The organism is Streptomyces sp. NPDC005393, from assembly GCF_040606675.1.
In the GTDB taxonomy this organism is placed as follows: domain Bacteria; phylum Actinomycetota; class Actinomycetes; order Streptomycetales; family Streptomycetaceae; genus Streptomyces.
Genome location: NZ_JBEXFG010000010.1, coordinates 111,814 through 134,690, shown reverse-complemented (window position 1 = coordinate 134,690; position 22,877 = coordinate 111,814). Strand labels below are relative to the sequence as shown.

Sequence of the window (22,877 nt, the reverse complement as noted above, 5' to 3'; positions counted from 1 at the left end):
GCTATTCGGCGTCGTCCGTACCGCTCTCGGGATCCGGTTCGGAGCGGACGAGCGCCTCCGCCTGGATCCGTACAACAGCTCGTACCGTGTCCGGGTCCACCTCCGCGGGAAGGCGCAGTTCGACCGTCACCCGCTGGGCGAGCGGCGCGGTGCCGTCGGCGCTGTCGTCGCCGCCGGCGCCGCGCAGACACCGCCGGAGATAGGCGACGGCGTCCCTCACTCCGCGCTGGATGGCCATGTCGGTCGCCGTCGAGAGCACTTTGAAGGCGATCTGGCCGAGCACCGACAGCCCGATGGTGAGGTACACATGGGTGTCCACGGCGGGTGCCCCGCTGTGGTCGTCGAAGAAGTCCCCGGCTCCGGGCACCCGCCGGCCGGCGCGCATCTCCTCGGCGAACTCCTCGAAGAGCTCTTCATGCTCCTCGGCGGCGACAGCGGCCGCTGAGGCGTCGACCATGGTGAGGATCCGCTCGATGGCGGCATCGCTCAGTCCCGTCATGTCCGTCATGAATCCCCCCGTACGCCACGCCCCGGACCGGGCGTGTGCGGCGCTGCAACCGTAGCCCGAACAAGGGTGGTGATGTAATGACTTACGGCAAACAGGTGAATTCGGCGCGGATTTCGTGTATGGCCCGAGAGGCCGACCCGGCGCCTCTGCCGCATGATCGTTACGGGGCGACCGAGCGGATCAGAGGCGAGGGAAGCGGACATGGCAGTCACCAGATGGTTCTTCGAGCCCGGCCATACGGGCGCCGAATTCAAGGCCAGACACATGATGGTCACTTTTGTACGCGGGCAGTTTAAAAACGTTCAGGGTTTTATCGAGGTGGACCCTGATAAGCCGGAGAGTGCACGCTTCGAGGCGACCATCGACGCGACCCAGGTGTACACCGGCCAGCCGCAGCGGGACGCCCATCTGCGCAGCGCGGACTTCTTCGATGTCGAGCACCATCCGACCTGGACGTTCGTCGGTACGGGCGTCACCCAGCTGAGCGCGACCGAGTTCGACGCCACCGGCGATCTCACGGTGCGTGGCACCGCCCGCCCCGTCACCTTGCATGTGACCTATCTGGGGCAGTGGGACACGCCCTGGTGGGAGGACGGGAAGAACCTCGGTCTGAGACGGCGCGCGGGTTTCCTCGCCACGGCGCGCGTCAATCGCCAGGAATTCGGTGTGTCCTGGAACGACACGGTCGACCGGGGCGGGGTCGTGGTGAGCGATCTGGTCGACATCACCGTCGATGTCGAGGCCGTGCTCGACCCCGCGGGCCCGCACGCCTGAGAGAGTGCGGCCGGTCAGGTCTTCCGGGATGTGCGGTGCGGGGCCTTACGCGTACGGGTCCACTCCAGGAGCTGTCGGGCCGTCCAGGTGTTGATGATCCGCTCCTTCGGGACATCGCATTCGGCCGCCCGGACGCATCCGTTGATCTGCCAGGCGAGCTGGCCGGGCGCGTGTGCGTCGGTGTCGATCGAGAAGAACGTCCCCGCCCGTACGGCTTCCCTCAGCAGCCGGCGCGGCGGGTCCAGCCGCTCCGGCCGGCAGTTGATCTCCACGGCCGTGCCCGCCGCCGCGCAGGCGCCGAAGACCTCGCCGGCGTCGAAGGTGGACTCCGGGCGTCGCTTTCCGCCGAGCAGCCGTCCCGTGCAGTGGCCCAGCACATCGACCAGGGGGTTGGAGACGGCGGCCACCATCCGGCGGGTCATGGGGCGGGCCTCCATCCGCAGCATGGAGTGGACGGAGGCCACCACCACATCCAGCCGGTCGAGCAGTTCCGGCTCCTGGTCGAGGGAGCCGTCGGGGAGGATGTCGACCTCGATCCCGGTGAGCAGCCGGAAGGGGGCGAGCTTCTCGGCCAGCTCCGCGACCACGTCCAGCTGGGCGCGCAGCCGTTCCGGCGAGAGGCCGCGGGCGACGGTCAGCCGTGGCGAGTGGTCCGTCAGCGCGGCCCAGTCATGCCCGAGCCGCGCCGCCGTACGGGCCATCAGCTCGATCGGGGAACCGCCGTCGGACCAGTCCGAATGCAGATGGCAGTCCCCGCGCAGCGCGGCGCACAGCTCTGCCGCCGCCTCGTCGGTCTCCCGCTCCGCCTCGGCGGCTTCGGCTTCCAGCTTCACCAGATACGCCGGCACCTCCCCCTTGAGCGCTTCGCGAACCACCTGCGAGGTCTTGGGGCCGACTCCCTTCAGGGAGGTGAGCGTGCCCGCTTCGGCCCGCCGCCGCACCTCCTGCGGGGGCAACTCGGCCAGGACGGCCTGCGCCGTACGGAAGGCCCGCACACGGTACGTCGGCGCCTGGGCGCGCTCCAGGAGAAACGCGATCCGGTCCAAAGCCTCCAGCGGGTCCACCGCACGCCCCTTTCGCTCGGGCCGCGCTCAGGCGCGGCGGTGCGGTCGGCGGCCGGGGGGCTGGCGAGGCTCGGGGCGGGCCGTCTGTTCGGGTATCTCGCAGGTCTGGGGGGTCTTGTCGGAGACGGTGATGGCCCGCCCGTAGTGCCTGATCTCCATCGGCGCGCCCTCGGCCAGGGAGTAGATGGCGGAGGAGCCGGTGATCTCGACCCGCAGCCTCCGGCGCAGCACCTGGAGGGTGAAGGCCAGCCGGGCGAGTTTCTCCGGCAGCTTGGGCCAGAACTCCAGCCTGCCCTCGAAGTGCCGCATGCCGCCGAATCCGGCCACGAGCGCGATCCAGGTGCCGGCGAGCGAGGCGATGTGCAGACCGTCGCGGGTGTTGTGCTCCAGGTCGTTCAGGTCCATCAGGGCGGCCTCGCCCAAGTAGTCGTAGGCGAGGCGCAGATGCCCGACCTCGGCGGCCATGACGGCCTGGCTGCAGGCGGACAGGGAGGAGTCCCGGACGGTCAGCGCTTCGTAGTAGGCGAAGTTGCGCGCCTTCTGCTCCTCGGTGAAGCACTCGCCGCGCAGATACATCGCCAGCACCAGGTCTGCCTGTTTGACCACCTGCTTGCGGTACAGGTCGAAGTAGGGGAAGTGGAGCATCAGGGGGTAGTCGTCGGGGCGGGTGCTCTGGAAGTCCCACTCCTGGTGGCCGGTGAATCCTGAGGACTGCTCATGGACGCCGACGGTCTTGTTGTAGGGGATCGACATGGACTCGGCGGCGTCCCGCCAGGCCGCGGCCTCCTCGTCGTCGACGCCCACCGCGGCGCCCTTGTCCGGGTGGCGCTCCACGATGGCCGCGGCGGCCCGGAGGTTCGACTGGGCCATGAGGTTGGTGTAGACGTTGTCGTCGCCGAGCGCGCTGTACTCGTCGGGGCCGGTCACCCCGTCGATGTGGAAGCGGCCGTGGTGGTCGTGGTGGCCCAGGGAGCGCCAGAGCCGGGCGGTCTCCACCAGCAGCTCGACGGCGCTGTCGCGCTCGAACTCGTCGTCGCCGCTGGCGTCGACGTAGCGCACCACCGCGTCCGCCACATCGGCGTTGATGTGGAAGGCCGCGGTGCCGGCCGGCCAGTAGGCGGAACATTCGGAGCCGTCGATGGTGCGCCAGGGGAAGGCGGCGCCGTCGTGGCCGAGCTGGCGGGCCCGGTCGCGGGCGGCGGGCAGGATGGACTGGCGCCAGCGCAGCGCCTCGGCCACGGAGTCGGGAAAGGTGTAGGTGAGCAGGGGCAGGACGAAGGTGTCGGTGTCCCAGAAGGAGTGGCCGTCGTAGCCCGAGCCGGTGAGGCCCTTGGCGGGGATGGCCCGTTCCTCGGCGCGGGCGCCGGCCTGGAGCACATGGAAGAGGGCGAAGCGTACGGCCTGCTGGATCTCGGCGTCGCCCTCGACCTCGACATCGGCGCGGGCCCAGAAGTCCTCCAGCCAGCCGCGCTGCTGGTCGAGCAGGCCCCGCCAGCCGGTGCTCGCGGCCCCGGCCAGCGCCGCCTCGACCTGGTCCCGTACGGCGGGCAGCGAGCGGGCGCCCGACCAGCCGTAGGCGACCAGCTTCTCCAGCCGCAGGACCTCGCCCGGCTTGAGCAGGGAGGTGATGGTGAGGCGGGCGACGTCGTCGCCGCTCTCGCTGGCGTGGCGGGTGGGCGGCGGCCCGGTGATCAGGTGGTCGGCGGCGGCCGCGACCCGCAGCCGGCTGGCGTCGGTGCAGTGGATCAGCCGCAGCCGCTTGTCGTTCGCCGCGTTCTCCTCGGCCAGCAACGGGGACTCCAGGGCCTCGGCGACCCGGGGGTCGCCCCCGCGCTCGGGTAGCTGCTCGTTGGCGACCAGCTCGGACTGGACGACGACGCGGATCTCGGCGTCCAGGGCCTCCACCTCGTAGGCGACGGCGGCGATGGCCCGCTGGGTGAGGGAGACCAGACGGGTGGAGCGCACCCGCACGCTGGTGCCGGACGGGGAGGTCCACTCGCACGTGCGGTTCAGCACCCCGGCGCGCAGATCGAGCACGCGCTCGTGGGAGCGCAGCCGCCCGTAGCGCAGATCGAAGGGCTCATCGTCCACCAGCAGCCGGATGATCTTGCCGTTGGTGATGTTGATCATGGTCTGGCCGGCCTCGGGATAGCCGTATCCGGCCTCGGCGTACGGCAGCGGACGCAGCTCGTGCACACCGTTGAGGTAGGAGCCGGGAAGGCCGTGGGGCTCGCCCTCGTCGAGGTTGGCGCGCCAGCCGACATGGCCGTTGGAGAGCGCGAAGATGGATTCGCTCTGGGGCAGCAGATCGAGGTCGAGTCGGGTTTCGCGCAGTAGCCAGGGGTCGACGGTGTACGAGGAGTCGGTGATCACGAAGCGTCCTCCAGCAGCTCGGCGAGATCCTTGACCACGATGTCGGCCCCGTGTCTGCGCAGCGCGTCGGCCTGCCCCACACGGTCCACGCCGACAACCCAGCCGAAGTGGCCGGCGCGGCCGGCCTCCATCCCCGCCAGGGCGTCCTCGAAGACGGCGGCGGCCTCAGGAGGGACGTCCAGCTCCCGGGCGGCCTCCAGAAAGGTGTCCGGATGCGGTTTGCCCGGCAGCCCCCGCTCGGCGGCGACCACGCCGTCGATCCGCACCTCGAAGAGGTGCTCGATACCGGCGGAGATCAGCACATCGCGGCAGTTGGCACTGGAGGAGACGACCGCGGTCCGCAGGCCCGCGGCGCGGGCCGCCTCGACGAAGCGCACCGATCCGGGGTACGCCTCGACGCCCTCTTCCCGGATCTTCTCCAGGACCAGGGCGTTCTTACGGTTGCCGAGCCCGTGGACGGTGTCCTTGTCGGGCGGGTCGTCGTCATCGCCCTCGGGGAGCTCGATCCCCCGGGAGGCCAGGAAGGTACGTACGCCGTCGGCGCGCGGGCGGCCGTCCACGTACTTGTCGTAGTCGTCTGTCGCGTCGAAGGGGCGGAAGGAGGGGCCGTCGCGACGGCGCAGGAACTCGTCGAACATCTGCTTCCACGCCGCCGCGTGCACCACCGCGGTCCGGGTCAGCACGCCGTCGAGATCGAACAGGCAGGCCCGGATACCTTCCGGGAGGCAGAGCTTGGTCATGCCACCCGATTCCCCCGCGAATGCCGGAGTATGCGGGGGAATCGGCGGTGAGTGCCGGGCTCGGCGCGGCTCGGCACCGCCCGGCGCGGCTCAGGCGGGCGTGACGGTGCGGCCCTCGCGGCGGGAGCGGTCGGCGGCCTCCAGGACGGAGACCACCTCGCGGCCGAACGTCACGTCGCAGGGGTCCGCTCCGCCGTTGCGGGCGCTGAGCAGCAGCCGGTCGACGGCGGAGGTGAACGCCTTTACGGCCGTCGTTCCGGCGTCGGGGACGGCGGCGCTCCCCTGCTCCCCGTAGAAGTCGACGGCGAACTCCATGGCGGCGGGGCGGGCGTCCAAGGTGAGCGCGAGCGTGCCGACCGCGCCGGAGCGGTGGCGCAGCAGCGCGTGCGTGGCGCCGCGCGGCCCGTCGATGGCGGTGACCTCGGCCACCGGGCCCAGGACCGGCAGCAGGACGGACAGGGTGTGCGGGCCGACATCCCACAGTCCGCCGCGCTCCCGGCGCCACGGGGAGGCGCCGTAGGGGCTGCCGGGCTGGAAGATCGAGGCGAAGGCGGTGGCCCGGCCGCCGTCCCAGCCTCCGGCCGCCGCCGCGGTCGCAAGGAAGGTCTCGATGGGCGCGGCGAAGCGGCTGGTGAAGAACACCACCGAGGCCAGGCCGCGCTCCTCGACGGCGGTCACGATCCGGTCGGCGGCCTCGGTGGTGAAGGCCAGCGGCTTGTCCAGCAGCAGATGGCGGCCGGCCAGCGCGGCGCGCTCGGCGAGGCCGCTCTGTATGTCCGGCGGGAGGGCGATGGCGACGGCGTCCACAACGGCGATCAGCGCGTCGACGTCGGTGTAGGGGCGCGTGCCGTACCGGCCGGCCAGGGCCTCCGCCTTGGCCGGATCGCGTCCCCAGATCCCGGCGAGCTCCGCCTGGGGGTGCGCGGCGAGCGCCGCCCCTTGGGTCTCGGCCGCCCAGTGACCGGTGCCCAGCAGTCCGAACCGCAACCGTCCGCCCCCTTCGCACGAAGCCTCCCCGGGCGCTGCCGGGCGTCGGCCGCGATCCTACGCCGCGCGGGCCGGGGCCCCTTCGGTCGACAGCGGTACGCCGCTCACCTGCTTGGCCGCGGGCGGGTGCCTGGGGGCGGCGGCGGTGACAATCTTGGGCCACGGCCGGCCGCGGTCCGGGCACCGGCCGCAGCCCGCCCTCACCGCTGGAGGAACCCCGTGGCCAGTGGCCCTCTCCGCCACCTCTCCCCCGCGTCCCGGCCGCGTGTCGCCGCGGTCCGGGCCGGGGCGGCCCTGCTGCTGTGCTGCGCCGCGGTTCCGGCCTGTGCGTCCTCCGACGGGCACCAGCACGACCGGGCGAAGTCGGCGACGCCGCGAGCCAGCCATTCGCTCCATGCGTCCGCCGCGGCCGAGAAGGCCGCGCGGGCCCGGCTGCTGCCGGGCATGCCGGCCCCGCTGGATCCCCATGACCTCTACGCGGCCGACCGGCCGGGCAAGCTGTCGCGGGCGGTCAAGGGCTTCCCGTCGCGTGTGTATGTGCCCAATACGCTGTCGAACACGGTGAGCGTCATCGATCCGAAGACGTACAAGGTGATCCGTACGATCCAGGTCGGCTCCCAGCCGCAGCACGTCGTGCCGTCCTGGGATCTGAAGACGCTGTGGGTCAACAACGACCTGGGCAACAGCCTCACCCCGATCAACCCGGCCACCGGCCGGGTGGGCCGCCCGGTCGACGTCCATGACCCGTACAACCTCTACTTCACCCCCGACGGCAAGTACGCGGTGGTGATGGCGTCCATGGACCGGGCCCTGGTCTTCCGGGACGCGCACAGCATGCGCGTGGTGAAGTCGGTGCCGGTGGACTGCTATGGCGTCAACCACGCGGACTTCTCGCCCGACGGGCGCTACTTCATTGTGTCGTGCGAGTTCTCCGGTGAGCTGCTGAAGGTGGACACGGCTCGGAAGAAGGTGGTCGCCAAGCAACGACTGCCGCTGGCGGGCGCGATGCCGCAGGACGTCAAGATCTCGCCGAACGGCAAGACCTGGTACATCGCCGACATGGTGGCGAACGGTGTGTGGGTGCTGAACGGCGACGCCTTCACCCGGCCGCGGCTGCTGCCCACCGGCAAGGGGACCCACGGCCTGTACGTCAGCCGCGACTCCCGCTCCATGTACATCTCGAACCGCGGTGAGGGCTCGATCTCGGTGCTGTCCTTCGCGACCGGCAAGCTCGTCGACCGGTGGCGGCTCCCCGGCGGCGGAAGCCCCGATATGGGCGGCGTGTCCGGCGACGGCAAGGTGCTGTGGCTCTCGGGCCGCTACAACGCCGAGGTGTACGCGATCGACACCCGCAACGGCCGACTGCGCGCCCGTATCCCGGTCGGCGGCGGCCCGCACGGGCTCGCGGTCTACCCGCAGCCCGGCCGGTACTCCCTCGGCCACACCGGGATCTTCCGCTGAGCCGGCCGTTCCTGGCGGGTCCCGCTCTTTCGTCGACTCTTTCGTCGACGCTTTTACATAGCCCACCTATATAGACCCGTGATACAAATCTGCGTGTGGAGTACACGCAGCAGTCCGGTCACCGGCAAGCCGACGCCACCGCGGCCCGCGAGGAGGTCGCGGAGGCGCTGGAGCGGCTGGCGTTCCTCGCCGTACGCCATCTGACCAACCGGGACATCAGCTTCACGGCCGCCTCCACCCTCGGCCGGCTGAACCGGGAGGGCCCGGCGCGGCTGACGGCTCTGGCCGCGGACGAGGGCGTCACTCAGCCCTCGATGACCCAGCTGATCCAGCGGCTGGCGCGGCAGGGCCTGGTGACCCGCGTCGACGACCCGGACGACGGACGGGTGGTGCTGGTGGCGATCACCGACGGCGGGCGGGAACTGCTCGCCGAGCGGCGCCGCGACCGCACCGCCCGGCTGGCCGATCTGCTGGCCACTTTGGACCCGGAGGACGAACAGGCACTCGCCACCGCCGTCCGCGCCGCCGCCCCCGCCTTCCAACGGCTGGTCGACAACGCGGCGCACGCGCGCAGGCCCCCGGGGCACCCCGCTTCCTGATCAACCGGCACCCTGCCGCGCCACGGCTCGCCATGTCGTCACGGCTCGGGCCCTGACCGACGGAGCTGTTCTTGTCCGCTCACCCCAGCACTCCAAGCCCCTTCAAGCAGCCGAAGGCCGTCTGGGCGGTCGCCTTCGCCTGCGTGATCTCTTTTATGGGCATCGGCCTCGTGGACCCGATCCTGCCCTCCCTGTCCGCCAAGCTGCATGCCACGCCGAGCCAGGTGTCGCTGCTGTTCACCAGCTATCTGGTGGTCACGGCCGTCGCCATGCTGGTCACCGGTTTCGTCTCCAGCCGCATCGGCGCCAAGCGCACCCTGGTGGCCGGACTGGTGCTCATCGTGCTCTTCAGCGCGGCGGCCGGGGCGTCCGGCGGCATCGACGGGATCGTCGGCTTCCGCGCCGGATGGGGGCTGGGCAACGCCCTGTTCATCGCCACCTCCCTCGCCGTCATCGTCGGCTCGGCCAGCGGCGGCTTCGCGGGCGCGATCATCCTCTACGAGACCGCGCTCGGCATCGGCATCGCCGTCGGCCCGCTGCTGGGAGGTGAGCTCGGCGGGATCAGCTGGCGCGGGCCGTTCTTCGGCGTGGCGGTCCTGATGGCCATCGCCCTGGTCGCGACCATCGTGCTCGTCGAGCCCACCCCGACCCCGCCGCGGCGTGCCTCGATCGCCGACCCGCTCAAGGCGCTGCGCCACCGCGGGCTGCTCACCATGGGGCTGACCGCGCTCTGCTACAACTGGGGCTTCTTCACGGTGCTGGGCTACGCGCCCTTCCCGATGGACCTGGGCACCCATCAGCTGGGCTATGTCTTCACCGGCTGGGGCCTGCTCGTCGCCTTCTTCTCCGTCTTCGGCGCCCCCTGGCTGCAGGCCCGTCTCGGCATAGCCCGCTCCCTGTATCTGAATCTGGCGCTGTTCGCGCTCGACATCCTCGTCATCGGCGTCTTCACCACCTCCAAGGCGACGCTGATCGTGGCGGTGATCGTGGCCGGTGCCTTCATCGGGGTGAACAACACCATCACCACCCAGGCGGTGATGACCGTCGCGCCCGTCGAACGCCCTGTCGCCTCGGCCTCCTACGGTTTCGTCCGCTTCATCGGCGGCGGTCTCGCCCCGTATGCCGCGGGCAAGATCGCCGAGCACAGCGGGGTGCATCTGCCCTTCTACATCGGGGCCGCGGCGGTCGCGCTGGGCATCGGCGTGCTGGCCACCGGGCATGCGCTGCTCGCCGAGGCCGAGCGGGCCCAGGCGGCGGAGGCGGCCGGGCACGCGCCGGCCGAGGAGCGGCGGGAGACGCTGGAGAAGCAGGCGCCGGCCGAGGAGTTCGGCTCGGCCGGCTGACGCACGAGGGGGCCTCCCCTGCCGGCTCGGCGCCCCGGCGGCCGGGTGATCCGTCGAACGGGTTCCCGGCCGCCGGGCGTCTTCCGCCCCGCACGCCCCAGCGGTAACGTGACGTGGACATGTCGGCCCGGGGGAGGGAATCACGTGATGGGCGGCGGCAGCAGTACACGGCGTCAGTTCCTGGCCACGGCAGGGGGCACTGGCGGGGCTCTCGCGCTGGGCACCGCGGTCGCCCGTCCCGCGTCGGCCGCGCCCGCCGCCCGCAGCGTCGCCGTGCTCGGCGGCGGGGTCTCGGGGCTGAGCGCGGCCCACGAGCTCGCCGAGCGGGGCTTCTCGGTCACGGTGTACGAGTACAACGACCGACTCGGCGGCAAGGCACGCAGCATGGATGTGCCCGGCACCGGCGGCGGGGGCCGCAAGCCGCTGCCCGGTGAACACGGCTTCCGCTTTTTTCCCGGTTTCTACCGCAATCTGCCCGACACGTTGCGCCGGATCCCGTTCCCCGGCAATCCGGGCGGCTGCCATGACAACCTCGTCGACTCCACCGAGGAGCTGTTCAGCCTGAACGGCGGCAGCCCGGATCTGCGAATGCCGTTCCGTACCGTCCTCGCACCGCCCGACGCGGGCTCGCTGACCCCAGACGCCCTGCTGCAGCTCATCACCGGCTTTCTGAGCACCGCGCTCGGCCTGCCCCCCACCGAGATCGCGTATTTCGCGGACCGCGTCCTGGTCCATCTCACCAGCTGCGATCTGCGCCGTGAGCGGCAGTGGGAGAAGGTCCCGTGGTGGGACTTCGTCAAGGCCGGCCGGATGTCACACGACTACCAGCGGCTGCTGGCGGTCGGCATCACCCGCAATATCGTCGCCACCAAGGCGGAGGAGGCCAGCACCCGTACCGTGGCCCGCATCGTGCAGGCGTTCCTCTACAACGTGCTGGGGCGCGGCAACGACGGCGAGCCGGACCGGGTGCTGAACGCCCCGACCAGCGAGGTGTGGATCGGCCCCTGGGAGACCCATCTGCGCGGCCTCGGGGTGCGGTTCGAGCTCGGCACCGAGGTGACGGAGCTGGAGTACGGGGGCGGGCGGATCACCGGGGTCCGACTCAAGGACCGGGGCACCGGTGCGAGCCGTACCGTCACCGCCGACCACTACCTCAGCGCGATGCCCGTCGAACACGCGCGGACCACCTGGGGCAGCTCGCTGCGCGCCGCCGATCCGCAGCTCGCCCGCTGCGACAAGCTGCAGACGGACTGGATGGTCGGCGTCCAGTTCTATCTGCGCACCCCTACGCCCGTCGTGCACGGCCATGTGGACTGCGTGGACTCGCCCTGGTCGATCACCGCCATCGGACAGGGGCAGTTCTGGAAGGGCCGGGACTTCGCGTCCGACTACGGGGACGGGCAGGTCACCGACTGTCTGTCCACGATCGTCTCGGAGTGGGACAAACCAGGGATCCTGTACGGGAAGACGGCCAAGCAGTGCACCCGCGAGGAGGTCGTCAAGGAGATCTGGGCGCAGCTGAAGGACAGCCTGCACGACACCGGGCGCACGGTGCTGCGCGACGCGGATGTGCACTCCTGGTTCATGGACCCGGCCGTCGAGGGGCTCGGCGGGCCCTCCCCCACCAATCGCGAGCAGCTGCTGATCCATCCCACCGGCACCTGGTACAACCGCCCCACCGCCGCCACCGCGGTGCCCAATCTCTTTCTCGCCGGGGACTATGTGGCCACCGACATGGACCTCGCGACGATGGAGGGGGCGAACGAATCGGCGCGCCGGGCCGTCAACGCGCTGCTGGACGCGGAGGGTTCACCGGCGCGGCGGTGCCAGGTGTGGATGCTGTACCAGCCGCCGGAGCTGGAGCTGCTGCGCGGTGTCGACGAGACCCGCTATCGGCTGGGGCTGCCCAACACCTTCGATCTGGGCTGAGCCGAACCGGGTAGGGCCGGCCGCCCGTCAGATCCGCCAGGAGCGGATGCGTCCCGCCGCGTCGAAGACATCGGCCTTGCTGGAGAGGATGTCCCGGACCAGGTCGATCAGCGCCCCGTACGGCGGGTCGATGCCCTCGCCCGACGCGTGCATATAGGCGACGGCAGTCGCGCTGGCGAACCGTGCGTTGCTCGCCGGGAGCGGTCTGAGCTGGGCGATCGTATGCAGCAGCGCCGCGGCCCGCCACGCGGGGTCGGGATCGACGCCCAGTCGCGGCGGGTCGACGCGGTGGCGGGCCACGGCGGCGACGAGCCCGGAGAAGTCCGAGATGGACGGCTGTTCGGGCAGGACTTCCTCATGGCGCTGCAGCAGCCAGGGGACGTCAATATGCAGAGGCGGGGCCATTCAGGCGGCCTGTCCCGGGTGGGGGCGGTGCTCATCCTCGGGGAACGCGTCCGCGAAGGCGTCGGCGTTGTCCGCGAAGAAGCGCCGGAAGACCTCGGCGCCTTCCTGCAGGGCGCGGTGCCGGGCGATGTCGGCGACCGTCGCCTCGCGGACGAGGGCCTTCATCGTCGTACCGCGTTCCTTGGCGATCTGGCGGAGGTCCTCAAGTTCCCGATCGCTGAATTCCACGTTGAGTGCTGACATGCGGGACACCCTACTTGCCGGGTACCCCGACATCAATCGCCGCAGCTCACCTCATGTATTTGTAGGTACTTGACAAGCTTTACGACGGGCGCAGCCGTGCTGCGGACCTGGTGGGAGTACGGTGTCCGCACCGTAGGAGAGAGAGGGAGCATGGAGCAGCGTGTGTTCGGCCGGGCGGGCCGGAAGGTCTCCGTCGTCGGGCTCGGGACGTGGCAGCTGGGCGCGGACTGGGGCGACGTGAACGAAGCGGACGCCCTGGCCGTACTGGACGCGGCCGTCGAAGCGGGCGTGACGTTCTTCGACACCGCCGACGTGTACGGGGACGGGCGCAGCGAGCAGCTCATCGGACGGTTTCTGCGGGACCGCCCGGACGCCGGGATCTTCGTGGCGACCAAGATGGGGCGGCGGATGCCGCAGGTCGCCGAGAACTACACCCTGGACAACTTCCGGGCGTGGACCGACCGCTCCCGCGCCAACCTCGGGGTGGATGTCCTCGATCTGGTGCAGCTGCACTGCCCGCCGTCCTCGGTGCACTCCTCCGACGCGGTCTTCGACGCGCTGGACACGCTGGTGGCGGAGGAACGCGTCGCGGCGTACGGGGTGAGCGTGGAGACCTGCGAGGAGGCGCTGGCGGCGATCGCGCGGCCGGGCACGGCGAGCGTGCAGATCATCCTCAACCCGTTCCGGCTCAAGCCGCTGGAGCGGGTGGTTCCGGCGGCGCGGGAGGCCGGGGTGGGGATCATCGCACGGGTGCCGCTGGCGTCCGGTCTGCTGACGGGGAAGTACACCCGGGACACGGTCTTCGCCGAGGACGACCACCGTACGTACAACCGGCACGGCGAGAGGTTCGACCAGGGTGAGACCTTCTCGGGGGTGGACTTCGAGGAGGGCGTCGAGGCGGCGGTGGAGTTCGGGGAGCTGGCGCCGGAGGGGGCCACGCCCGCGCAGACGGCGCTGCGCTGGATCGTCCAGCAGCCGGGCGTGACGTCGGTCATCCCGGGTGCGCGTTCGCCCGAGCAGGCTCAGGCGAACGCGGCGGCAGCGGGTCTGGCCCCACTGCCCCAGTCCACGCTGGACGCCATCGGCGATCTGTACGACCGGCGGATCCGGGCCCAGGCGCACCCCCGCTGGTGATGGCGGGCCAAAGGCCTCAGAAGTCGGCGGCCGCCGCCCACTGCGCGAGTTCGCGCCGGGCGGCGGTGCCGTCGGCGATCAGCGCGTAGTGGAAGGTTCCCGCGTCGGCCGGGGCGGAGAGCAGCAGAGCGGCCGCCCCGAGCAGCCCGGTGCGGCCCGGTCGGGGTCGGCCGCTGTGCGTCCCTCGCCTCACATACGTCGCCATGGACACTACCGTCCAGTAAACTGAGGGAGCGTCAACTGTCTGCGGACAGCGGCCCGATGGGCGGCCGCCCCTGCACGGGAACTAGTGCTGGAAGTCGCTGCCCAGCGCCGCGTCCGCCTCGGGCGCGCCGAGCCCCGACGGCCCGAAGGAGACGACGCCATCGGTGGTGAGGCCGCCCGTCCGGCCGCGCAGCACCCAGGCCGCACCGCTGGAGGTGTAGGCACCGTCCTCGTCGGGGGCGCCCGCGGACAGATCGGCCTTGCCGTCGCTGTTGGTGTCGCCGAGCCGCACCGCCGCGCCGAAGCGGTCGCCCGCCTCAGCGGCGCCCGGGACACCGGCGGTGTCCTGGGTGAATGCCTGGGCGCCGGTGCCGGTGAGACCGCCCGCGCCGCCGTAGAGCTGGACGACACTGCCCGCGTCCTTGACGGAGTCCAGGTCCTCGTCCGGGATGCCGACGGCGACGTCGGCGTATCCGTCACCGTTGACGTCCCCGGCGCTGAGCGAGGAGCCGAACTGGTCTCCGTCCTCGTTGATACCCGGCACGCCCGCGGTGTTCTGGTCGATGACTCTGGTGCGGGTGGTGCTCGGCCCGGACGCGGAGCCGTAGAGGACCTTGATGGTGCCGTGGTCGTACGGCAGGTTCTCGACGATGTTGCTGGGGATGGTGCGCACGATCAGGTCGCCGCGGCCGTCCTTGTCGAGGTCGCCGACGGTCGCGGTGGCAGCGGCGACGATGCTGGTGGGCGTCTTCCCGAGGCCGTCCGTGCCGCCCTTCCAGAACAGGCTGGGCTCGGCGTCCTCCTCGAAGGCGTGGGTGGAGAAGAGGTCGTCCTTGCCGTCACCGGTGATGTCGCCCACGGTCAGGCTGGTCGGCCTGTCGATCTTTCCGGTGTCGACGGTGGCGCTGCCCGCGGCGGCGCCGTCACGGGTGAACGGGCCGAAGCGGACGCGCAGTCCGGCCGACTCGTTGTCCTCCGAGGCCCTGAGGTCGACCACATCGACCAGGTCGGCCTGGCCGTCGCCGTTGAAGTCGCCGCCCGCGATGATGCCGGCGCCGAAGGCGTCGCCGTCACCGGCGGGCAGTTGGGTGCCGCCGCTCAGCCCGTTCGCCGAGCCCCACAGGACCGTGATGGCCGGGCTGTCGCCCGTCTGGACCGCGAGGTCGGTGTAGCCGTCGCCGTCCAGGTCGCGGGCGACGGTACGGGACCCGAAGCGCGCGGACGCGGCGGGATCGCCGGGGACGCCCTCGGTCGCCCGGCTGATGACCTGCCGGTGGGCGGTGTCCGCGCCGGAGGCCGAGCCGTAGACGACGGCGACATAGCCGGCCTTGGCCTTGCCGCCCGCCGTGCCGGTCGGCGCGGAGACGGCGACGTCGGCGAATCCGTCGTTGTTGAAGTCGGTCCGCGGCGCGCCTGCCGCCGTGGTGGTGCGCGCCTCGGCGGCGCCCGCCGAGGGTGCGGCGAGTAAGGCGGGGGTGGTCACAAGTGCGACCACCGTCGCGCAGCGCGCGACGGTGGAGAGTGAACGGGGACGCACAAAGCCTCCTGCTCGTTGGTGAGCGTTTACCTCATGTACACCCACCAGGACCGGTGACACCACCGAACGGTTGCCCGCCGGCCGCACGCAATTCCCTAGTCCGTGTAGCGCAGGACGCCCATCATGTGCTGTTCGCCGATTTCTTCCGGAGATGTCTCGACGCACTGCGTCACCCGCTTGGTGAGGGCGTCGGCGTCGATCCCGGTGCCGATCATCACCAGCTGTGTCGTACGGAGTTCACCGCGCTCCCAGGGCGACGCCCGGAACCGGAGAAAGGAACCGACCGCGTGCAGCGTGAATTTCTGGTCCTGGCCCGCGCCCGCGAAGTGGAGGAAGCCCTTGACGCGGTAGAGGCCCGCGGGGCGGCTGTCGAGGAATTCCATGACGCGGCGCGGGTTCAGCGGCTCGGACGAGGTGAATTCCACACTCTCGTACGCGGCGTGGAGATGCCGGCTGTGCTCGTCGTGCCCGTCGGCGCACACATCCGCGAAGGAGAGCTGGCGGAAGCGCTCCTCCACGGTGTGGCGGGGCCGATGGTCGAACAGGAGGCCGGGGTCGACTCGGCCGTGTTCGGCGGTGAGGACCGGCAGCCCCGGCGCGATCGCCCCGACCGTCTCCAGGAGGCGCTGCCGTTCCTCCTCCCCCACCCGGTCGGTCTTGTTGAGAACGACCAGGTCGGCGGCGCGGACATGGCGGTCGAGCTCGGGATGGAGTTCCCGTGTGCTCGCGAACTCGGCCGCGTCCACGACCTCGATCAGACCGCCGTAGACGATGCGCTCATTGGTGCTGGACAGCAGTGTACGGATCATGCTCTGCGGCTCGGCGAGGCCGCTCGCCTCGACCACGACGACATCGATGCGCAGGTCCGGATCGGTGAGCCGCTCGAGCATGTCGTCCATCTCGGAGGCGTCCGCGGCGCAGCACAGACAGCCGTTCTCGATCGGGATCATCGAGTCGACCTGTCCGGCGACGGCCAAGGCGTCGATATTGATGGATCCGAAGTCATTGACGATGACGCCGATGCGGGTGTCCGTGCTGTCACGCATCAGATGATTGAGCATCGTCGTTTTTCCGGAGCCCAGAAAGCCCGTGATGAGAATGACCGGGATCCGTTGCGTGGCCAAGGTTGCGTCTCCGTGCGGCGGTTCGTGGTGTTCGCGGGCGGGCCGTTCATGCTATCCGGGCACGGGCCTGCCGGGTCACCCGAGGGCGTCCGGCAGGGGGCGGTGGTGGAGCACATCGAGCCGGGAGACGGCCCGGGTGAGGACGGCATAGAGCCGGTGGAGTCCACGCGGCTCGGCCGCCACGATGGCCGCGGGCTCGACCACGATGACAGGGTCGTATTCGAGCCCCTTGGCGAGTGTCGCGGGCAGCACGGTGACGCGTGCGGCGGCGTCGGGCCCGTCCGGGGTGGCGGTCGCGTCCGTACCGTCTCCAGCTCGCGGCTCACCCGCGCCGCGTCCGGTTCCGCGGCGATGACGGCGATCGAGCCCTCTTGTCCGAGGGCATCGCGCACCACCTCGATCGCCGCGTCGGTGAGCCGGGCCACCTGGCGGATCCGCAAGCTCCCGTCGCGGCGCAGTGAGCGCGCCGGGGGCACCTCGACCCGCAGTGCGCCCAGCAGCCGGTTGCCAGCGCGACGATGGTGGCCGGCACCCGGAACCCTGTGGTGAGGGGAACGACGGCGGCCTGTGGTTTGCCCAGGTGGCCCAGGTGCTCCGGCCGGCTGCGGGCGGCCCAGGGGGTCGTCCCCTGGGCGAGGTCACCGAGGACGGTGAGCGAGCCGAAGCCGGCGCGGGGCCATCGCCGCGCGGCAGGCGTCGTGGTAAGCCCGCTCCTCGGCGAGTGCCCCGGTGAGTGCGTGTCGTGATCGGTTGCCGTCATGGATGTGCCGCCCCTCGTGCCGCTGACCAGGGCAGGTGCGAGGAAGACGACCGGTGCGCCGCCGTCCGCGGGCATACGGCAGCGCACCGGTTCGGTTCACCGTCCGGGGATTTCGACGCCCGCCTCGGCGGAGAGCCGGTCGATCTCGGCCAGTTCGGCGTCGCTGAAGCCGGGCGAGTCCAGCACCGCGACGTTCTGCTCCAGCTGGGCCACGCTGCTCGCGCCGATCAGCACGGAGACCACACGCGGATCCCGCAGCACCCACCCCAGCGCCAGCTGGGCGAGGGTCTGGCCGCGCCCTTCCGCCAGCTTGTTGAGGGCGTGCAGCAGGGTGAGCCGCTCGTCGGTGAGCGTGTCGCGCTTGAGGAAATGGCCGAGCGCCATGCGCGAGTCGGCGGGCACCCCGCTGAGGTAGCGGTCGGTGAGCTGGCCCTGCGCGAGCGGCGAGTAGGCGATGACCCCGACGCCCGCCTCGGCCGAGGACTCCAGCACGCCGCCCTCGACATCGCGCTGCAGCATCGAATACGGATGCTGGTTGATCAGATACGGGGTGCGCAGCTCCTTCAGGATCGCGGCCGCCTCGGCGATCGCCTCCGGCGGGTAGTTGGACAGACCCGCGTAGAGCGCCTTGCCCTGCCGCACCGCGCTGTCGAGCGCGCCCATCGTCTCTTCCAGCGGGGTGTCCGGGTCGAAGCGATGGGAGTAGAAGACATCGACGTAGTCCAGGCCCATCCGCGACAGCGACTGGTCGAGGCTGGTCAGGACGTACTTGCGCGAACCCCACTCACCGTACGGGCCCGGCCACATCAGGTATCCGGCCTTGCTCGCGATGAAGAGCTCGTCGCGGTAGGGGCGGAAGTCCTGGGCGAAGATCGAACCGAAGTTGGCCTCGGCGCTGCCGGGCGGCGGGCCGTAGTTGTTGGCCAGGTCGATATGGGTGACGCCGAGGTCGAAGGCGCGGCGCAGCACAGCGCGCTGGGTTTCGAGCGGGTGGGTGTCGCCGAAGTTGTGCCACAGGCCGAGCGAGACCTTCGGCAGCAGCACACCGCTGCGCCCGCAGCGCTGGTACTGCATGAAGTCGTAGCGGTTCTCCGCGGCGCGATAGACCATGCGCTCTTTCCTTGTCCGTACTGAGTGGTTCGAGGCGGGCGGACCGTGGCCCGCCCGCCTGAGCTTGTCAGTTTTGCGCCAGGGCCGCGACCTCGTTGGCGGTGAGTGTCTTCCCGTAGGCGTGGAAGTCGTCGAACGCGGCCTTCGGATACGCGTCGGGCTACTGCGACGTGCCGAGATGGGCGGCGCGGATGTGGTTGCCGAAGTGGACCGGCTCCACGGTGACGCCCCTATGACAGCCCTCCTTCCGCATAGAGCACCGCGGTGCCGCTGCCGTAGGCGACGGCGACATGGGTCCACTGGCCGGTAGGCAGCGGGGCGGCCTCGATGCGCTGTTCGGCTCCGGCGCCGCCCGCGGTGATGGGAAGCGCAGCCACTCCGGTCGGGCTCCGCGGCGTGCACACGGCCCGCGGCGAGGGGAACCGCGAGGACGAGGGCGGCCGGCAGTGCGAGCAGCACTGCCGGCGCTCTCCAGGATCTGGTGGCAGGATGCGCGGGTCGGCGGTGCGGTGCCGGGCCCGCTCAGACGAAGGTCTGGCGCTGCAGCCAGAGGTCCCTGGCCGTGCCGCTGCCCTGGATGAAGACGTAGAGCAGATTCTCCTCATTGGTGATGGGGACGCCGACACCGGCCGAGCCGATGACGCCGCCGAGGGACTGGAAGCCGTTGTACAGGCCGCTGTTCTGCGTGGCCTGGACCGCGACCCACAGGGCGTTGTCGGTGGCCTTGATGAAGACGTTGATCCGGCCGTCCTGGGCCAGGCCGCAGGTGGGCCGTGCCAGGGAACGGCATGCCGCCGTTGACCTTCTCCAAAGGGGAAGCTTCAGCATCGTGGTGGCCGGGCGAGGTGCCCGGTACGAGGAGGGTGAGCATGGGGTTGCTGACGATCGGGGCGTTCGCGAGGGCATCGCGGCTGTCCCCCAAGGCGCTCCGGCTCTACGACGAGCTCGGACTGCTGCCGCCCGCCCGCGTCGATCCGTACTCCGGCTACCGCTTCTACGATCCGGCGCAGCTGGAGCAGGCCCGTCTGGTGGCCTGGCTCAGGCAGCTGGGCATGCCGCTGGCCGATATCCGGACGGTGTGCGAGCTGGAGCCGGATGCCGCGGCGCGGGAGGTGCGGGCGTACTGGGCGCGGGTCGAGGCCGCCACCGCGGCCAGGCGGGACCTGGCCGCCTTCCTCGTCGACCATCTGTCCGGGAAGGACACCATGATGTCTGCTGACCACAGCACACTGGGAATCCGCTACGCCGTGCTCTCCGACACGGGCTCCGTCCGGGAGAGCAACGAGGACACCGGGTACGCGGGTCCGCGACTGCTGGCCGTGGCCGACGGCTTCGGGGGCGGACGGCACGCGAGCGAGGCTGCCATCGAGGCGCTCAAGCCTCTGGACGCCGAGATCCCGGGCGGCGCGCTGCTGAGCGCACTGGAGGAGGCGGCGCGGCGGATCCACGCGTCCGTGGACGAACTCGCCGCGTCCGACCCGGCGCTGCGGGACGTCGGGACGACGCTCACGGCGATGGTGTGGTCGGGCTCCCAGCTGGGGCTCGTCCATATCGGCGACTCACGGGCCTATCTGCTGCGTGACGGCGAGCTGTTCCAGATCACCCACGACCACACCGTCGTCCAGTCCCTGGTCGACGAGGGGCGCATCACGATGGAGGAGGCGGCGTCGCATCCCCAGCGGGCGCTGTTGCTGCGCGCCGTGGGCGCGGGTCGGCGTTCGAACCCGAGCTGGGTCTGCGGGAAGCCCGCGCCGAGGACCGCTATCTGCTGTGCTCGGACGGGTTGACCGGGGTCGTGGCCAACGAGGAGATCCAGCGTGTACTGGCCTCGGAAACCGACCCCGGGCGGGCGGTGGCTGAGCTGGTCGCCCTCGCTATTCGCGCCGGCGGGCCCGACAACGTCACCTGCGTGGTGGCCCATGTGGAGGAGCGGCGCGCGCTGGTGTCGGCCTGAGCCCCCCTTTCCGCGGCCGCCCCGCCAACCCTCGTGCCACCATGGGTTGTTGAACGTTGATGAATGGTGCGTGCAAACTCTTGTCGAGCGGAAAGAGGCCTCCCTATGCTCGCCGCGAGAACCGGTTTCCCCACCTCTGACCGGCAGAAAGGCATGCCCGGCGGCGCGGCGTAAGGGGAAGGCGTATGTCCGCAGGACCGATCCGGCTCTCGCAGGGGGCGCACACCGCATTGCGCCCGGCCACCACGGCTCGTATCACCGGCGGTTTCTGGGCCGCCAGACGCCGTGTCAACGCCGAGGTCAGCGTGGTCCAGGGGCCGAACCGGCTGGAGGAGGCGGGCAATCTCGCCAATCTGCGGGCCGCCGCGGGAGCGCCGGAGGCCGGTTCCACAGGCGACTTCCCGTTTCAGGACTCCGATGTGCACAAGTGGCTGGAGGCGGCGTCCTGGCAGCTCGCCGACGGTGGAGAGGGTCCCGGCCACGACACGTTGGCCCGGCAGGTCGAGCGGCTGGCCGCGCTGGTCTCGGCCGCGCAGGCCAAGGACGGCTACCTGCAGACGTACCACCAGCTCAGGCCGGACGCCCAGCGGTGGACGGAGCTGCGCTGGGGACATGAGCTGTACTGCGCGGGCCATCTCCTCCAGGCCGCGGTCGCGCACCGCCGGGCCACCGGTGAGAGGGGACTGCTCGATGTGGCGGCGCGGTTCGCCGACCTCATCGACGCCGTCTTCGGGCCCGGCAAGGACGTGGACGCGGTGTGCGGGCATCCGGGGATCGAGACGGCGCTGGTCGAGCTGTACCGGGAGACCGGCGAGCGGCGCTATCTCGATCTGGCCGGGTATTTCGTGGACCGGCGTGGACAGGGCAGCCTTGGCGACGGCGCGGCGGACGGCACGGCCGACCCCCGCCCCGGGGCGCCCTACTGGCAGGACCATGTCCGGGTGCGGGACGCGACGGCGGTCGCCGGGCACGCGGTGCGCCAGCTGTACCTCCTGGCCGGGGCCGCCGACCTGGCGGCCGAGACGGGCGATACGGGGCTGCGGGAAGCGCTGGTGCGGCTGTGGGAGGACATGGCCGCGACGAAGACCTATCTGACGGGCGGGGTGGGGGCCCGGCACCATCTGGAGTCCTTCGGCGACGCGTACGAGTTGCCGCCGGACCAGGCGTACGCGGAGACCTGCGCGGCCATCGCCTCGATCCAGTTCGGCTGGCGGATGGCGCTGCTGACGGGGGACGCCCGCTACAGCGATCTTGTCGAGCGGACCTTGTTCAACGGCTTCGCGTCGGGTGTCGCGCTGGACGGCGAGCGCTGGCTCTCTGTGAATCCGCTCCAGGTCCGTGAGCGCCACGACGACCATGACGACCATGACGATCCCAAGGACACCGGCAACGACCGGGCGGCCCGCCGGACGCCGTGGTTCCGCTGTGCGTGCTGCCCGCCGAATGTGATGCGGCTGCTGGCCTCGCTGCCGCACTATATGGCGAGCGGCGACGCCGAAGGACTGCAGTTGCACCAGTACGCGTCCGGCTCGTACGCGGCGGGCGGCGGGGCGGTGCGCGTGGGGACCGGCTATCCCTGGGAAGGGCGGATCGCGGTCGTCGTCGACGAGGCCCCGAAGGAGGCGGACTGGACGCTGTCGCTGCGCATCCCGCACTGGGCGGAGCGGTACGAGGCGACGGTCGGTGGCGAGCCGGTGGCCGAGCGGGCCCAGGCCGGCTGGCTGCGGCTGCGCCGGCGCTGGCGGCCCGGTGAGACGGTCGTGCTGAGCCTGCCGCTGTGCCCCCGGCTCACCCGGCCCGATCCGCGGGTGGACGCGGTGCGCGGCTGCGTGGCGATCGAGCGTGGCCCGCTGGTGTACTGCCTGGAGCAGCAGGACCAGCCGGCCGGACTGCGGCTGGACGACATCGCGCTCGCCCCGGGCACCGCGCCGAGCCCCGAGCACCGGCCGGAGCTGCTCGGCGGAGTGACCGTGATCACCGCCCGGGCTCTGCGCCGTACGGGCTCGCGCGACGGCTGGTGGCCGTACCGGGACGGCGGCTCGGGCGAGCCCCGCACCGACCCGGGAGAGGGCACCGCCGGAACGGACAGCACCAGTACGGCCGCGCGCCGGGCCGAGGCCCCCGAGCCGGCTCCGGTGACCGCGATCCCGTACTACGCGTGGGCGAACCGCGAGGACGGCGCGATGCGTGTCTGGATCCCGGTGTAGCGCCCGTCGCGCCATGCGGCCGGAACTCGGCGGACGCCCCGCACGTTCTCCGCTCGAGGAACACACTCTTGTGCCCGAGCGGCACCGGCGAACGGGAGGTGCCTCTTGAGCACCGATGCCACCGATGCCACCGACCGAGGTGACGACGCGGACGGCTGGGACGACGTCGTCCTCGACGAGGACTTCATACGCGGCGCCGAGGCCACCGAGCCCGCCGCGCGCACCCGGATGCTGAGTGCGCGCTGGCGACGCGGCGCGCCCGAGCCGCAGCCCTGGCGGGCGGACGAACCGCCGGCCGGCTGGTTCTGGAGCAAGCGCCGCAGGTGGCGACGGCGGCGTTAGGGGTCTTACGGCGTTGACGTTATGCGCTCGCAACGCACACGGCGGGGTCGGCCCGGCACCGTGGATGGCAGGATGCGGC

Annotated in this window: 21 protein-coding genes and 2 pseudogenes; 9 read left to right on the top strand and 14 right to left on the bottom strand. The window is 71.3% G+C overall.

Annotated elements, in window-relative coordinates:
- Nucleotide 1: 1 nt before the first annotated feature.
- Complete coding sequence (locus tag ABZS71_RS12255) at nucleotides 2-508, bottom strand: hypothetical protein (protein ID WP_355843725.1); 507 nt, start codon at nucleotides 506-508, stop codon at nucleotides 2-4.
- Between the two features lie 201 nt (nucleotides 509-709).
- Here ABZS71_RS12255 and ABZS71_RS12250 point away from each other — a divergent pair, with 201 nt between their 5' ends.
- A complete protein-coding gene (locus ABZS71_RS12250; RefSeq protein WP_356209231.1) occupies nucleotides 710-1,282 on the top strand; it encodes a YceI family protein in 573 nt (190 codons plus the stop codon).
- Nucleotides 1,283-1,296: 14 nt separating this feature from the next.
- On the opposite strand, the gene ABZS71_RS12245 is transcribed toward ABZS71_RS12250, so the two are convergent.
- The 4 genes from ABZS71_RS12245 to ABZS71_RS12230 form a co-directional block, all read right to left on the bottom strand.
- Complete coding sequence (locus tag ABZS71_RS12245; RefSeq protein WP_356209228.1) at nucleotides 1,297-2,346, bottom strand: PHP domain-containing protein; 1,050 nt, start codon at nucleotides 2,344-2,346, stop codon at nucleotides 1,297-1,299.
- Between the two features lie 27 nt (nucleotides 2,347-2,373).
- Nucleotides 2,374-4,719, bottom strand: a complete 2,346-nt coding sequence (locus tag ABZS71_RS12240) for a glycosyl hydrolase family 65 protein (protein WP_356209225.1) — start codon at nucleotides 4,717-4,719, stop codon at nucleotides 2,374-2,376.
- Complete coding sequence (locus tag ABZS71_RS12235; RefSeq protein WP_355843737.1) at nucleotides 4,716-5,459, bottom strand: beta-phosphoglucomutase family hydrolase; 744 nt, start codon at nucleotides 5,457-5,459, stop codon at nucleotides 4,716-4,718. Before ABZS71_RS12235 ends, ABZS71_RS12240 begins: the two co-directional genes overlap by 4 nt.
- Before the next feature lie 90 nt (nucleotides 5,460-5,549).
- Nucleotides 5,550-6,446: a Gfo/Idh/MocA family oxidoreductase gene (locus ABZS71_RS12230; RefSeq protein WP_356209222.1), complete on the bottom strand. Its 897-nt coding sequence runs from the start codon at nucleotides 6,444-6,446 to the stop codon at nucleotides 5,550-5,552.
- 444 nt (nucleotides 6,447-6,890) lie between these two features.
- Between ABZS71_RS12230 and ABZS71_RS12225 the strand changes: the two genes are divergently transcribed.
- The 4 genes from ABZS71_RS12225 to ABZS71_RS12210 all read left to right on the top strand — a co-directional run bounded on the left by ABZS71_RS12225 (nucleotide 6,891) and on the right by ABZS71_RS12210 (nucleotide 11,778).
- Complete coding sequence (locus tag ABZS71_RS12225) at nucleotides 6,891-7,907, top strand: YncE family protein (protein WP_355844070.1); 1,017 nt, start codon at nucleotides 6,891-6,893, stop codon at nucleotides 7,905-7,907.
- A 95-nt stretch (nucleotides 7,908-8,002) separates the two neighbouring features.
- Nucleotides 8,003-8,506, top strand: a complete 504-nt coding sequence (locus ABZS71_RS12220) for a MarR family transcriptional regulator (RefSeq protein ID WP_355843743.1) — start codon at nucleotides 8,003-8,005, stop codon at nucleotides 8,504-8,506.
- A gap of 71 nt (nucleotides 8,507-8,577) precedes the next feature.
- Complete coding sequence (locus ABZS71_RS12215) at nucleotides 8,578-9,849, top strand: MFS transporter (RefSeq protein WP_356209219.1); 1,272 nt, start codon at nucleotides 8,578-8,580, stop codon at nucleotides 9,847-9,849.
- 147 nt (nucleotides 9,850-9,996) lie between these two features.
- Nucleotides 9,997-11,778 (top strand): FAD-dependent oxidoreductase, encoded by a 1,782-nt coding sequence (locus ABZS71_RS12210; protein WP_356209217.1) that lies wholly within the window; start codon nucleotides 9,997-9,999, stop codon nucleotides 11,776-11,778.
- Nucleotides 11,779-11,805: 27 nt separating this feature from the next.
- Here the strand turns inward: ABZS71_RS12210 and ABZS71_RS12205 are convergent, their stop codons facing one another.
- Both ABZS71_RS12205 and ABZS71_RS12200 read right to left on the bottom strand, forming a co-directional pair.
- On the bottom strand, nucleotides 11,806-12,183 hold the full coding sequence (locus ABZS71_RS12205) for a toxin Doc (protein WP_355843752.1): 378 nt from the start codon (nucleotides 12,181-12,183) through the stop codon (nucleotides 11,806-11,808).
- Complete coding sequence (locus ABZS71_RS12200; RefSeq protein ID WP_355843755.1) at nucleotides 12,184-12,426, bottom strand: hypothetical protein; 243 nt, start codon at nucleotides 12,424-12,426, stop codon at nucleotides 12,184-12,186.
- Between the two features lie 150 nt (nucleotides 12,427-12,576).
- Between ABZS71_RS12200 and ABZS71_RS12195 the strand changes: the two genes are divergently transcribed.
- Nucleotides 12,577-13,560, top strand: a complete 984-nt coding sequence (locus tag ABZS71_RS12195) for an aldo/keto reductase (RefSeq protein WP_356209213.1) — start codon at nucleotides 12,577-12,579, stop codon at nucleotides 13,558-13,560.
- 16 nt (nucleotides 13,561-13,576) lie between these two features.
- Here the strand turns inward: ABZS71_RS12195 and ABZS71_RS12190 are convergent, their stop codons facing one another.
- The 7 genes and pseudogenes from ABZS71_RS12190 to ABZS71_RS12160 form a co-directional block, all read right to left on the bottom strand.
- Nucleotides 13,577-13,765 (bottom strand): hypothetical protein, encoded by a 189-nt coding sequence (locus ABZS71_RS12190; protein WP_356209211.1) that lies wholly within the window; start codon nucleotides 13,763-13,765, stop codon nucleotides 13,577-13,579.
- Between the two features lie 81 nt (nucleotides 13,766-13,846).
- Nucleotides 13,847-15,301: an FG-GAP-like repeat-containing protein gene (locus tag ABZS71_RS12185; RefSeq protein ID WP_356209208.1), complete on the bottom strand. Its 1,455-nt coding sequence runs from the start codon at nucleotides 15,299-15,301 to the stop codon at nucleotides 13,847-13,849.
- A gap of 95 nt (nucleotides 15,302-15,396) precedes the next feature.
- Nucleotides 15,397-16,425 carry a CobW family GTP-binding protein gene (locus ABZS71_RS12180; RefSeq protein WP_356209205.1) on the bottom strand — a complete coding sequence of 343 codons (1,029 nt, stop codon included), beginning with the start codon at nucleotides 16,423-16,425 and terminating at the stop codon, nucleotides 15,397-15,399.
- Nucleotides 16,426-16,500: 75 nt separating this feature from the next.
- Nucleotides 16,501-17,098, bottom strand: a pseudogene (locus ABZS71_RS12175) (AAA family ATPase); the annotation flags it as partial.
- Between the two features lie 183 nt (nucleotides 17,099-17,281).
- Nucleotides 17,282-18,295, bottom strand: coding sequence for an aldo/keto reductase (locus tag ABZS71_RS12170; protein ID WP_356209202.1), 1,014 nt, complete (start codon nucleotides 18,293-18,295; stop codon nucleotides 17,282-17,284).
- A gap of 230 nt (nucleotides 18,296-18,525) precedes the next feature.
- Nucleotides 18,526-18,672 carry a LamG-like jellyroll fold domain-containing protein gene (locus ABZS71_RS12165; protein WP_355843769.1) on the bottom strand — a complete coding sequence of 49 codons (147 nt, stop codon included), beginning with the start codon at nucleotides 18,670-18,672 and terminating at the stop codon, nucleotides 18,526-18,528.
- Between the two features lie 145 nt (nucleotides 18,673-18,817).
- On the bottom strand, nucleotides 18,818-19,123 hold the full coding sequence (locus ABZS71_RS12160; protein ID WP_356209199.1) for a hypothetical protein: 306 nt from the start codon (nucleotides 19,121-19,123) through the stop codon (nucleotides 18,818-18,820).
- A 41-nt stretch (nucleotides 19,124-19,164) separates the two neighbouring features.
- Here ABZS71_RS12160 and ABZS71_RS12155 point away from each other — a divergent pair.
- From ABZS71_RS12155 to ABZS71_RS12145, 3 genes and pseudogenes are all read left to right on the top strand, one after another.
- Nucleotides 19,165-20,249: pseudogene (locus tag ABZS71_RS12155) on the top strand (MerR family transcriptional regulator).
- 185 nt (nucleotides 20,250-20,434) lie between these two features.
- Nucleotides 20,435-22,456, top strand: a complete 2,022-nt coding sequence (locus ABZS71_RS12150) for a beta-L-arabinofuranosidase domain-containing protein (RefSeq protein ID WP_356209196.1) — start codon at nucleotides 20,435-20,437, stop codon at nucleotides 22,454-22,456.
- Nucleotides 22,457-22,561: 105 nt separating this feature from the next.
- Nucleotides 22,562-22,798: a hypothetical protein gene (locus ABZS71_RS12145; RefSeq protein ID WP_355843778.1), complete on the top strand. Its 237-nt coding sequence runs from the start codon at nucleotides 22,562-22,564 to the stop codon at nucleotides 22,796-22,798.
- The last annotated feature ends 79 nt before the right edge of the window (nucleotides 22,799-22,877 follow it).